General features: G+C 71.5%; 2 protein-coding genes. One reads left to right on the top strand and one right to left on the bottom strand.

What is annotated here, in order from left to right; translation table 11 throughout:
• On the bottom strand, positions 1 to 85 hold an 85-nt coding region (locus KUM32_RS37145), incomplete at its 3' end, for a LysR family transcriptional regulator (RefSeq protein WP_217146269.1).
• A gap of 76 nt (positions 86 to 161) precedes the next feature.
• Between KUM32_RS37145 and KUM32_RS37140 the strand changes: the two genes are divergently transcribed.
• Positions 162 to 755: hypothetical protein (locus KUM32_RS37140; RefSeq protein ID WP_217146268.1), on the top strand; the 594-nt coding region annotated here is incomplete at its 3' end.

Here is a 755-nt window from a genome sequence, read left to right as displayed (position 1 = left end):
GGGTGTAGCCCAGGGCCTTGGCGGCACCGGAGAAGGAGCGGTGGTCGAGCACCGCGACGAAGGTGCGCAGCAGATGCGTGTCCATGCGCATCAGGATCACTTATGCACCGTGCAGGAATCATCGTTAGACGCGATACGCGCTGGTCAGCAGGATAGTGAGCATGACTTCCACAGCCACAGCCACAGCCACAGCACGCGTCGCTCTGGTCGCCGACCGCTCCGACGCCGTTCGCTCCCACGCCCGCGTCCCCGGCCTCCTTGAGGCCCTGCGCGTGAGGGACGGATGGGACCTGGACGCCTACTGGATCGCCACCCAGGACGCCGACGAGACGGTGGTGGACGGCTTCGACGCGGTCTGGGTCCTGCCGGGCAGCCCGTACCGCAGCGAGGCCGGCGTCCTGGCCGCGATCCGTGGGGCACGCGAGAAGGGCATCCCCTTCCTGGGGACCTGCGGCGGATTCCAGCACGCCCTCCTCGAGTTCGCGCGCGACGTCTGCGGCCTGGACCGCGCCGCCCACGCCGAGAACACCCCACAGGCCCCGGCGGAGGACGCCGTGATCGTCCCGCTGGCCTGCTCGCTCGTCGGCCACGAGGGCGTCGTCCGCCTCTCCCCCGGCTCCCGGGCCTCCGACCTCATCGGAGCCGACCGCGCCCGGGCGCGCTACCACTGCGACTACGCGCCCAACCCCGACTACCTGGACACCCTGCGCGCCCACGGCCTGGCCTTCACCGGCACCGACGAGGCGGGCGAGAGC

This window comes from Streptomyces sp. AC627_RSS907, from assembly GCF_019049165.1.
The sequence above is the reverse complement of the archived record's forward strand: the minus strand, read 5'-3'. Positions and strand labels throughout refer to the sequence as shown.